Consider the following 11,605-nt stretch of genomic DNA (forward strand, 5'->3'; position numbering starts at 1 on the left):
GAACCCCAACTATACTCAGCCCCTACGATGAAGCTTGAATCCACCCTCACCGAACCCGACACGCCGACGGCCCCGCCGCCGCCGGCGTGCGAGGACGTCGCTGCTGATTTAGAATCCGGTTCGGGTCGGGCCAGCGGAACGATCAAGCGGAAAGCACTCCAATTTGCGTCGACCGTTGGATTCGCGTTCGCCATCGTCGGGCTGCAACTGGGCCAGGGCATCTTGTTGGCGCGGTTGCTCGGTCCGGTCGGCCGGGGCGAATATGCTGCGGCCGTTTTGTATGCACAGATGTTTTTGTACGTCGGACTGTTCGGCGGCTTGGAAGTCATTTGCCGCCGCGCCGCCGACGATGAACACGCCGGCGATCGATTTCAATTGCGACGCGCGGCGCTGTGGCTGGGGATCACGACCGGCACCGTCACATCACTGATCACGATCGTTTTGAATCTGGTCGCGTTGCCCGGCGACAAACGCTATTTGATTCCGATCGCTATCCTGTGCTCGCTCAGCATCGTTGGCCAACATGCGATGTTGATCATGACAGCCGTCGATCGCGGCAGCGGCGAGTTTGGAAAATACAACCTGCGCCGATTGATTGCCGCGGCTGCGTTTCCGTTGATGCTGGTCATCGCCGCGATGACGATGCCGATCGATGTCATGACAACGGCAACACTTTTTGTTCTGGCGTCCGTGATTTCGATGGCGGCATGTCTGATCGGTGTTCCCAAACCGTTCCGTGGCGAGTCGGCGCCCAGCGTCAAGACGCTGGTGCGCGAGAGCCGACCGTACGGCTATTCGATGCTGGTGACCGATCTGTTTGAACGCCTCGATTTGTTCATGGTGCTGTGGTTGGCACCATTGATCGAACAAGGCTTTTACGCAGCGATGGTTCCGGCGGTGTATCCGTTGACCGTCATTCCGAACACTTTAGGACTGTTCCTGTTCAATGCAGCTGCCAATCGAGACAGTCGCCTTGTCACACGAGACATCCACCGCATCCTGGGTTCGTCACTTGCCGTGCAAGGTGCGAGCACGATCGCGTTCATGGTGTTGATCGGACCGTTGGTGAAGCTCTTTTACGGCAATGACTTTGAACCAGCGATCCAGTTCGCGATGTGGTTAGCGCCGGCATCGGCGATCAAGGGTGTGCTGCAAGGACTCGACAGCTATTTGAAAGGTCGCGGCAGACCGCTCGCACCCATTCGAGCTCGTTTTTTGGCGATCGCCGTCATGGTCGGATCGACATGGGCGCTGTTCGATACGTATGGAACCCTGTCCATTGCCATGGCAGCACTTGCAGGCCAGGTGGTCTGCCTGATTTGGCTGACCAGCATTGTCTATTCAGATGTCCAGCATCAAGACATTGAGCTATGAAATCAGCCGACCCAATCCCTTCGCCCAAAGACGCACACGTCGTTTTCTTAGTCAACTTCGTTGCACCCAATTTGATTGCGGTATGCCAACAAATTGCGTCGCGTGTTGGGAAGTTCACGGTCCTTTCATCGGTCGCGATGGAATCCAATCGCGATTGGAAAACCGAGTGGGGTGATCTCGACGTACGCGTCCAGAAAACGTGGACCATCACGCGCCACCCCAAGCATCCCGGTGGTTACCAAGAAGTCAATTACATCCACATTCCGCTCGATACGCTCAGCCAGCTTCGTCGATTGAATCCCGATGTGGTCGTGTCACTTGAATTGGGGGCCCGCACGGCTTGGTCAACCTTGTACCGAACCCTGCATCGCCAATGCGTTCACGTGACCACCGTTTATGCGTCGGAGCGCAGCGAAAGTGGTCGCGGGCGCCTCCGTGGCTGGCTTCGGCGCCGACTGCTGCGCCGGGCTCCATGGGTCACGTACAATGGCCCCAGTTGCAAACGTTTGTTGGAATCGTTTGGCGCCGATCCAGACCGGATGTCACCGTGGAACTACGCCGCGGATCCGAACAAGGCGTATCGTGGGCCCTTGACGCCGCGCGGCGATCGATCATCGATTCAATTGTTGACGGTTGGACAACTGAGCGAGCGCAAAGGGATCTTGCCGGCGCTGGAACAACTTTCGAAATGGGCGATCGATCATCCGGAAAATCGATTGCATTGGAATGTGGTGGGCAACGGTCCTCAGTTGGAAACCATCAAGGCCGCAACCTTACCCGAAAACCTGACGATGACCCTGCACGGTCACTGCTGTCCCGACCAAATTGCCGCTCAGTACCGCGACAACGATATGATGCTGTTCCCAACGCTCGCCGATGAATGGGGACTGGTCGTTGACGAGTCGCTGCAATCGGGGTTGCCGGTCATCGGCAGCCTTCACAGTCAGTCGGTCACAACGCTGTTGACCGATGGAATCGAAGGAATGGTCTATGATCCCGAAGTGCCGACATCGTTGGCGGACGCACTGGACCGATTGATGGCGATGTCGGATGAAGCCTATGCTCGAATGCCGTCACAAGCACGCCAGGTCGGCGAGACTCGCACTCCCGAGGCATCTGCCCAACAGTTCGTCGATGCGGTCGCATTTGCGCTCGCCGCCAAACACGTCAACTCAAAGAATGAATCACGTCAACAGCCCGATCCGGTGCAACGATGAGCGTGGCGCCCCGCACAACGACGGACAATCCTTTGCCGCCCGCCGCGACGCCGATGCACGTCGCCGTGTACATGGCCGACCAAAACCCCCATCGCGATCGCAGCCAAGGCATCACGTCGATGACCCGGACGTTGATGGACGAATTTGCCGTTCGCGATGATCTACGTCTGACTCAGATCGTCAGCAGCAGTTCGCATCGGCAAACGCAACCCAACATCCAAACCAGCTCGATTCCGTTTCGTACCGATGGTCGAGCGGGTCGTTTGATCGCCGACGCCATCCATCCTTGGATAGCTCGTCCAGATGTGGATCTGTGGTACTACCCCAAGGGCTACGCGCCGCGATCGGTAAAACCGTATCATCCATCGGTGGGCACGATGCACGACACCATTGTCCAATACTACGCCGACCACTATCCCGATTCGCGAAGCCCGCGTGCGTTTCGATATTGGATCGAGCTGACCAAACGCAGCCTGCAAGAATTTTCGTACGTGCTGACGATCTCGCAACATGCCGCCGGGCAACTGAGAGAGTTTTGCGATCGCTATCAGATCACGCCGCCGCCGATCGAGGTCACCTACGAAGGCAGTTCATGGGAATCGGTCCGCGACGTTCGTTACGAAAAAAATGAATGCGTGACTCACCTGGCGTCGCAAGCGCCCCATAAAGGCACCAATCGATTACTGAAGTTCTGGGAAACGCTCCAATCGCGTGGCCGCGACTTACCACGTTTGGAATTGATCGGTCGCCTGGACAAAGAAGGCGAGCAGATCGCCACCAGACTGCGCAACTTCGTGCAACATCCGCCGCAGCCACTCGAGGATTTACAAACAACGATCGGGCGAGCGCGAGCCTTGTTGTTGCCCAGCGAAATCGAGGGCTTCGGCTTGCCCGCGTTGGAAGCGTATTACGTGGGGACGCCAACGTGTTATGTTCGCGGCACATCCGTCGGCGAAGTCGTCGACGAACGGGGCAGGGCAGGGGAGTTTGATTTGACCGATGTCGACGACTTCGAGCGGTCGTTCGACTGGGCGCTTTCAATCGACGAGCCAACGATCCGATCGATTGGCGACGCGATGTACGATCGTTTTTCAAACAAAGTAATCGCAGAACGCATCGTCGCGGCTTTTCGCCGCGCCGTTTCCGTGTGACCGGGCCACGACATCATGAACACCGAACCACTCGATCGCCACGGGTCGGCATCGCTGTGGTTGTTGGTTGACGGGTACAACGTCCTTGCGCCGACTGCACCGCCACGCAACCCAGGTGCAAACTGGCTGCACCAAGAACGGTTGCTTTTGATCCATCGATTGGCCGAACACCTTGATGCCGAAACTTGCCGGCGGACGTGTGTCGTCTTTGACGCGGCGAACCCGCCCCGCGACCGACCCCATCGTTTTTCGATCAGCGAGATCGAAGTGATCTTTGCCGTAGACTACCCCGAAGCCGATGACTTGATCGAAGAATTGATCGCCGCTCACACATCACCCAAGTCATTGGCCGTCGTGTCCTCCGACGCGAGAGTCCAAACCGCAGCAAAACGCAAAGGATCACTCGCCTTTGAGTCGCAACCATGGCTGGACGACCTGCTTGACGGCCACGTTCACTTGGCCGTGGATCGCTCGCGCCCAGACACATTGCCACATCCAAAAACCAAACCCGACGCGCCGACCGATTCCGACGTCACCGATTGGATGCGCGAGTTCGGATTTGATGCCGACTGAATCGCTCAGTGGGCGAGCGTGGAAATTGTAACGCCAATCAACTCCAAACCTCATCGCGAGTTTCTTCATGTGTAGCCATCGAGCAGCTCAAGCCATGATTCTGATGGCGTTGCTTTGCGGGTTTTCCTTTGCTTCCGCCGCGATGGCGGACGGCCCCCCACCAACACCACGCACGATCAATGATCGATTGACGGTTCGTTGGACGGATGATGATCATTGTTGGTTTTCGCGAGAAACGTCGGACGGTGACAAGGAAATCGTTCGCGTCGACGCTGCATCGGGAACGATGACCATCGAGTCGGCTGCTGATCTGGAAGCATCCCCGAAGGTTCCTCTTGGCTTCCAGGGCGGCCCCGCACCCCATTCGGGGCCATCGGACGACGAAACTGAAATCGAGTTCGTCAATCGAACCGAGCAACCCGTTCAAATGTTTTGGATCAGCACCAGCGGCGAGCGGATTGCTTACGCGAAAATTGCAGCGGGGAAGACGCATCGCCAACACACCTACGCTGGGCACGTTTGGGAATCGATCGGCGACGACCGCAAGTACTACGGAAATATCGTTGCCGACGTACCGCGAACGGTGGTAGTGATCCAGCAAGAGTTTGCCATTCCTGAAACGAAATCAACGAAGAAAAAACGTCGACGAAAAAACGATAAGGATCCCGACCAACCCGGATGGAAAGAACTCAAAGCAGCCGTCAATACATCGGACGATCCGTCCGTCACCATCGCTGATCCACAGCGGTCGCCCGATGGACGGGTCTTGGCAGCGTGGAAAAAAACAACCGCTGATCCAATGCCGGTATATACGATTGAATCATCCCCCAAGGGCGGAGGCCGCGTGAGATTGTCCGAGCGAGGTTATCGATTGCCCGGCGACGCCATGGATCAGTACGAGTTGGTGATGTGGGACGTCCATGACCACGAATTGATTCCTGCCGGGATTCCAGTCATCGATTTCGGGCGCCCGCGAATACGATGGCGAGGTGAACATGATCTGATGATTGAAAAAGTCGATCGAGGACATCAACGCTTTCGTCTGTTCGTGATCGATCCCATCGAACACAAAGTCACCACGCCGATCGATGAAACAACTGACACGTTCATCTGGTCTCGGCATGGCCCTTCGGTGGCGACGGTGACTTATATGGACGATACCGACGAAGTGATCTTTGCCACCGAACAACGCGGGTATAGGCATCTGTATCTTGTTGACCTCAGTGAACAAACACCGATGCGTGCGATCACGGCGGGCGACTTTTTGGTTCGTGATTTGATTCACATTGACGAACAGCGGCGACAGCTTGATTTGGTCGTCGGCGAGTATCACGACGACCAAGATCCCTATCATCGGCACCTGATTCGTGTCGGAATCGACGACGGCAAGGTCACCAACCTCACCGACGGTGACGGCGACCACGAATTTCAGTTCTCCCCCGACCGTCGCTACGTCATCGTCAATCACAGCCGCGTGGACTCACCACCGGTTCACCAATTGCGGCGGACCGACGACGGTGCCTTACTTGCGACGCTTGCGGAAGCGAAACGCGTCGTGCCGACGGACTCGACAATGTCGCTCCCGACGCGATTCGTCGCCAAAGGACGCGATGGCACCACCGACATTTGGGGCCTGATCTGTTTTCCCAACGGCTATGATCCGAATTCGAAAAAACGTTACCCGGTGATCGAATCAATCTACGCGGGACCGCACGATTCGCATGTGCCGAAACGATATCGGAACGCGCCGTGGTATAGCGAGATGACTTCACTGGGTTTCATCGTCGTGCGCATCGACGGAATGGGGACGGCAAACCGATCGAAGGCGTTTCATGATGTCTGTTGGCACAATCTGAAAGATGCCGGCTTTCCGGATCGGATTGCATGGATGCGTCAGGCCGCCAAGCAGCATCCCGCGATGGACCTTTCACGAGTCGGAATCTACGGTACTTCGGCAGGCGGACAAAACGCGTGCGGCGCGCTGCTGTTCCATGGTGACTTTTACAAAGCGGCCGTCGCTTCGTGCGGATGCCACGACAACCGGATGGACAAAGCATCGTGGAACGAACAATGGATGGGCGTGCCGGTCGGCCCGCACTATGGTCGATCCAGCAACATCGACAACGCTGCAAACCTTAGCGGCGATCTGCTTTTGTTGGTTGGCGAACTCGATGAAAATGTTCCGCCCGAATCCACGCTGCGATTGGTCGACGCGCTGATCAAGGCGGATAAGCGATTCGATTTCCTGATGATCCCGGGAATGGGCCACAGCGACGGAGGCACCTACGGCCGGAAACGGACGCGAGACTTTTTTGTCGAAAAGCTGATCGAAAAATCTGCTGCGGCGATCACGCGATAGGCCGCCTTGATTCTTCGCTGCGACGACCGAGGTTGCCGTATCGATGGTAGTCGTGTGAAATCGACTGCTCGTCCAAGTAACGCAGGCATTCGATTTTCGCTTCCGCCAGGACGGGTTCGCTGATGACGGTGACGAACTCTGTCGCGCAAGCGACCGCTGATCTTCGCTGGCATCTGTTTGCGTTCAATCGCCTCATTCGCTTGACGTCACCCGATTCGATTCGATCGGCCAATGCTTCATCCGATTCGTCGATCGGTTCCACCAACCCGGGGACCGCGTCGGCGATCGCATCGAACCACTCGCTCCATGAATCGGGTGTGTCGGGATCGCTGGATAACGTGACGGGTGTCCCAACCGAGACCGCCGCGATCAACGCGACCAGCGCGTCACGAAGCGAATCGTCCACCTCGACTCGAATGGTCATTGCCGGCACGCAGCGGTATCGACGCAAATTGTCTTGACCGAGCAATCGTACCGTATCGTGGCTGCGAGAAAATTCGGACTCCATCGCCGCGCAACTGTCCGTGATCATTCGCGAAAGTATCGGCCGAAGATCGGCATCAAGACGCTCGCCCGACAAACCCGACAACCAATCCCGCAGCGCCGACGACGGGTAGGGTTCATCGTGGACGGGTAGGTCATTGGCATCTGATACGTTTGCCTCGTCGCTGATTCGCATCAGTGCCAGGACATAGTGCGGACCGCCCGCTTTGACGCCGGGGCCATACGCGCTCAAGCCGACGCCGCCGAACGGTTGACGCAGCACGATCGCGCCCGTGGTGGAACGATTGATGTAGAGATTGCCGGCGTGAACGGACTGCTTCCACAATTCGATTTCACGCTCGTCGAGACTTTCGAGTCCACTGGTCAGCCCGTAGCCTGTCGAACGAACGATCTCGATCGCTTCTTCCAACCGAGAAAACGGCATCACACCAAGTACCGGCCCGAACAATTCGTTCATGTGCGTGTAGCCGCCCGACTGGACGTTCCACTTGACGCCGGGCCGATACAGATTCGGTTGGCCGACAATGTGCTCGGGGACGACCAACCAAGTTTCATCATCTTCGAGCGTCTTCATCCCGCGTGCCAACGTCTCCCCGGGTGGACCGATCAGTGGCCCCATTTTCGTAGACAGTTCCCAAGCGGAACCGACGGGGATGCTGTCGACCGCGTCGGCCAACATGGCCCGAAATTTGGGATCGTTGAAGACTTCTTTTTCTAGCAGTAACAACGACGTGGCACTGCACTTTTGACCGCCATGGCCGAACGCCGAGTGAATGACATGTTTGACCGCCAAATCGCGGTCGGCCATCGCCGTAACGATCGTTGCATTCTTGCCACCGGTTTCGGCCAGCAGGTGCAGATCGGGACGCACCACCAACATGCGTTTGGCAGTGGAAGTTCCGCCGGTCAGCATCACGGTATCGATTTGCGGGTTGGCGACCAAACCGGATTCGGCGTCCGCATCCTCACAGGGAATCATTTGCAACACATCGCGGGGCACGCCTGCGTCCCAGAACGCTTGGCAAAGCAGGGCGGCAACCAAAACCGTTTCCGAAGCGGGTTTCAAGATCACCGTATTGCCACACGCGATGGCTGCCGCGATCCCGCCACACGGAATGGCCAGCGGAAAGTTCCACGGCGTGATCACGGCAACCACACCACGAGCTTCGCATCGGACGGTGGTGCAGTGAAGCCAATCGGCGACGGTCAGCGGATAGAACTCACAAAAATCGATCGCCTCGCTGACTTCGGGGTCGGCTTCCAAGATCGTTTTGCCGCCATCGGCTACCATCGCGCCGATCAAGTCGTCGCGCCGCTGGCGGATCAATTGAGCGACCCGTCGCAGGATTTCGTGTCGATCCGTGATCGACGTTGCACTCCAAGAATCCAACCCGTCGTGGGCAAGCGATACGGCGGCTTGCACCTGATCCAGCGTGGCTGATTGATATCGACTGACCACGCGCTGGGGTCGCGACGGATCGTAGGACAACCGCACTTGGCCAGGATCCCGATCCGCCTTGGTGTTACCGATCCACAGTTCGACATTGGTCGCTTGGTCGTCACAACGAACGATCCAATTATCGAGAATCATTTGCGCCCATTGCGAGTTCGCAGGCACAGCCCAATCGGTATCGGGTTCATTGACGAACGCCGACCAATCATCGGCCGGTGCAGGGCAGGGCGGTTGCGCATGCCGGTCGATGTTTCGCCGTGGCGATGACGAAACCGTTGAAGCCGAATCCAGCGCGTCGCGAAAATCGTCGGCCAAGGATCGAAACTCGGGACTGTTCGATTCCAGTCGATACGCATGACGAAGAAAGTTCTGTGGCCCCGTATTCTCATCCAATCGTCGAATCAGATAGCCGATCGCATTGAGAAACTCTTCGCGAAGACACGCAGGCGCATACAGCAGCATAGCGCCAACGTGCTCTTCAATCGCCCGACGTTGATGGTTGGCCATCCCTTCGAGCATTTCGATTTGAATCGCTTCGGTGTCCTTGATCGCATCGGACCAAATCAATCCGAGCGCGACGTCAAACAGATTGTGGGAAGCCAGTCCGACACGAACAAAACCCTGTTGGGCCGCATCGATCAGGCTTCGCAACATTCGCTTGTAGTTAGCATCCGTTTCCAACTTGGTGCGATACGGAGCCTGGGCGTGCCCGGCGATCGATGCTTCGACTCGCTCCATTTCCAGATTGGCACCCTTGACCAAACGGATGGTCAATCCGGTGCAACCGTTTGCAACCCGCCGCGCCGACCATTCGATCAAACGGTTCATCACATGAAACGAATCGGGAATGTAGGCTTGCAACGCGATGCCGGCCCGGACATTTTCCAGGCCCGGTCTATCGAGCGTTTGGCAAAGGATGTCCGCTGTCAGATAGAGGTCGCGATACTCTTCCATGTCCAAATAAATGAACTTTCCTTGGCCGGTCGCCCGATCCACTTCGCGAGCCGCCGTTCGATACAACGATTCCAATCGATCGGAGACTCGGTCAATGGTGTGCCGCCGGGCGATGGATGACACTTGGCTGTCGAGGGTCGAGATCTTCACCGACATGCAACGGACATCTGGCAAACGCAGGGCTTCGGTATAGCGATGCATCCGAGTGCGAACTTCGCCTTCGCCCAAAACGGCTTCACCCAGCAGATTGACGTTCATACCGACGCCGTGACTTTGGCGATTGCGAAGGTGTTCGGATAGCAGCTCCGGTTCCGCGGGCAGAATCACGTTGGCGGTTTCCCGCCGCATCTTCTCTTTGACCAACGGAACGGCCACACCGGGCAAGTATTCGCCGAACGATTGAAAGCCCCTCAACATCGCCTGTTCAATGGGATTGAAAAATCGCGGAACGCCCTGGACGTCAAGCAAGTGCGTCAATTGGTCCGCGACGCGGGCGGGAGAGTGCGTTCGAAAAGCTTGGTCCGTCATTTCGACCAAGGTTGCTTTATCGGCCGGATGCCCGATCATCCGATCCAATTCGGCCTGCTGGCGACGCTCCTGGGGCGTTTGCAGCGCAGCAGCCTGATCCAACAGCGTCGCGGCCAACTCGATCGCCCGTTGCGACGTGGTTGCATCGGCTCGAAATTCGGCATTGGCCGATGTCGACGCGGGATCAGGGACCATTTTGCTGTCTCGTGGCGGGTTGGGGGAAGTCGCAACCTTCCGCACCTTTGGCGGGAAGCATAGAATCTCGGATCAAACGCGGCCCCGCGATCGGGATTGAAAAACCGTTGGGCTGGGACGCGTATCCCCAATGATACCCTTTCCTCTAGGAAACTCAGAAACCATGAGTGCCACCGCGACCACTGAGCGGGTCTTCAATTTTTCGGCCGGCCCGGCCGTGCTACCGGTTTCGGTGCTACAGGAAGTCCAGGACGAACTGCTATGTTTGCCTGGTGCCGGTGCATCCGTCATGGAACTGAGCCACCGAGGCAAGGTTTTCATCGAAATCATGGAACAGGCCGAAGCATCGATTCGGTCGCTGTTGGGCATTTCAGATCAATACGCGGTCTTGTTCCTGCAGGGTGGCGCTGCACTTCAGTTCTCGATGATCCCCGCAAACTTGCTTCGCGATAGCGGCAAGTCGGCTCAATACCTGCTGACGGGCGCATGGGGCAAGAAAGCAATCGGCGAAGCCAAAAAAGAAGGCACCGTTGACACGATCTACTCCGCCGCCGAATCGAACTTCGACCGCGTGCCGACCAGCAGCGATTATCAAGTCAAGGACGATGCCGCCTACTTGTATTACTGCAGCAACGAAACAATCCAGGGCGTTCAGTTTCAATCCGAACCCGCGTGTCCTGACAACGTTCCGTTGATCAGCGACGCGTCGAGCGATTTTCTGTCACGTCCTTTGGACATCGACAAGTACGGACTGATTTACGCGTGTGCCCAGAAAAACGCAGGTCCCGCGGGCGTTACCGTCGTGATCATTCGACGCGATTTGCTCGCCAAAGGCTGTGACAAGTTGCCGGGCTACTTGCTCTATCGCAACCACGCCGAAAATGAATCGATGTGGAATACACCGCCGACATTCCCGATTTACGTTCTAGGCAAAGTCGCGAAGTGGCTGACCAACGACATCGGTGGCCTGGCCGCGATGGAATCGCAGAATCGCGAGAAAGCGAAACTGTTGTACGACGTGATTGACAAGCACGCGGGATTCTATCTCGGACACGCACAGGTCGATTGCAGATCGACGATGAACGCGACATTCAACCTGCCGAGCGAAGATCTGCTGGCGTCGTTCGTCGCTGAAGCGAGCAAAAACGGCTTGCAGAACCTGAAGGGTCATCGCAGCGTTGGCGGAATCCGCGCCAGCGTCTACAACGCGATGCCTCGCGAAGGTGCACAGGCACTCGCTAGCTTTATGGACGACTTCGCCAAGAAGAATGGCTAGTGTCCCGTCGCATCTTGCCCA

General features: G+C 57.1%; 7 protein-coding genes. 6 read left to right on the forward strand and 1 reads right to left on the reverse strand.

The genetic code is table 11. The annotated features are described in order from the left end of the window. Nucleotides 1–27 precede the first annotated feature (27 nt). The 5 genes from Poly51_RS10695 (at nt 28) to Poly51_RS10715 (ending at nt 6,674) form a co-directional block, all read left to right on the forward strand. Entirely contained in the window at nt 28–1,374 is a 1,347-nt protein-coding gene (locus Poly51_RS10695) for a lipopolysaccharide biosynthesis protein (RefSeq protein ID WP_146457048.1), read from the forward strand. After that, the gene (locus tag Poly51_RS10700) at nt 1,371–2,591 is read left to right on the forward strand and encodes a glycosyltransferase family 4 protein (RefSeq protein WP_146457050.1); all 1,221 of its coding nucleotides are present in this window, start codon (nt 1,371–1,373) and stop codon (nt 2,589–2,591) included. Before Poly51_RS10695 ends, Poly51_RS10700 begins: the two co-directional genes overlap by 4 nt. After that, the gene (locus tag Poly51_RS10705; RefSeq protein WP_146457053.1) at nt 2,588–3,742 is read left to right on the forward strand and encodes a glycosyltransferase; all 1,155 of its coding nucleotides are present in this window, start codon (nt 2,588–2,590) and stop codon (nt 3,740–3,742) included. Before Poly51_RS10700 ends, Poly51_RS10705 begins: the two co-directional genes overlap by 4 nt. Before the next feature lie 15 nt (nt 3,743–3,757). Next, nucleotides 3,758–4,315 (forward strand): NYN domain-containing protein, encoded by a 558-nt coding sequence (locus Poly51_RS10710; RefSeq protein WP_146457055.1) that lies wholly within the window; start codon nt 3,758–3,760, stop codon nt 4,313–4,315. Nucleotides 4,316–4,382: 67 nt separating this feature from the next. Then, nucleotides 4,383–6,674 (forward strand): prolyl oligopeptidase family serine peptidase, encoded by a 2,292-nt coding sequence (locus Poly51_RS10715; protein WP_246114401.1) that lies wholly within the window; start codon nt 4,383–4,385, stop codon nt 6,672–6,674. Here the strand turns inward: Poly51_RS10715 and Poly51_RS10720 are convergent. Beyond that, nucleotides 6,664–10,308 (reverse strand): proline dehydrogenase family protein, encoded by a 3,645-nt coding sequence (locus Poly51_RS10720; protein WP_146457057.1) that lies wholly within the window; start codon nt 10,306–10,308, stop codon nt 6,664–6,666. The two genes, Poly51_RS10715 and Poly51_RS10720, sit on opposite strands and share 11 nt — an antisense overlap. Nucleotides 10,309–10,471: 163 nt before the next feature. On the opposite strand from Poly51_RS10720, the gene serC reads away from it, so the two are divergent. Then, on the forward strand, nt 10,472–11,584 hold the full coding sequence (gene serC / locus Poly51_RS10725) for a 3-phosphoserine/phosphohydroxythreonine transaminase (RefSeq protein WP_146457059.1): 1,113 nt from the start codon (nt 10,472–10,474) through the stop codon (nt 11,582–11,584). Nucleotides 11,585–11,605 lie beyond the last annotated feature (21 nt).

Source organism: Rubripirellula tenax (genome assembly GCF_007860125.1).
GTDB lineage: Bacteria > Planctomycetota > Planctomycetia > Pirellulales > Pirellulaceae > Rubripirellula > Rubripirellula tenax.

Coding starts and splice junctions, on each gene's coding strand:
- Poly51_RS10695 (WP_146457048.1), top strand. CDS start 28: ATGAAGCTTGAATCCACCCTCACCGAACCCGACACGCCGACGGCCCCG.
- Poly51_RS10700 (WP_146457050.1), top strand. CDS start 1,371: ATGAAATCAGCCGACCCAATCCCTTCGCCCAAAGACGCACACGTCGTT.
- Poly51_RS10705 (WP_146457053.1), top strand. CDS start 2,588: ATGAGCGTGGCGCCCCGCACAACGACGGACAATCCTTTGCCGCCCGCC.
- Poly51_RS10710 (WP_146457055.1), top strand. CDS start 3,758: ATGAACACCGAACCACTCGATCGCCACGGGTCGGCATCGCTGTGGTTG.
- Poly51_RS10715 (WP_246114401.1), top strand. CDS start 4,383: ATGTGTAGCCATCGAGCAGCTCAAGCCATGATTCTGATGGCGTTGCTT.
- Poly51_RS10720 (WP_146457057.1), bottom strand. CDS start 10,308: ATGGTCCCTGATCCCGCGTCGACATCGGCCAATGCCGAATTTCGAGCC.
- serC (WP_146457059.1), top strand. CDS start 10,472: ATGAGTGCCACCGCGACCACTGAGCGGGTCTTCAATTTTTCGGCCGGC.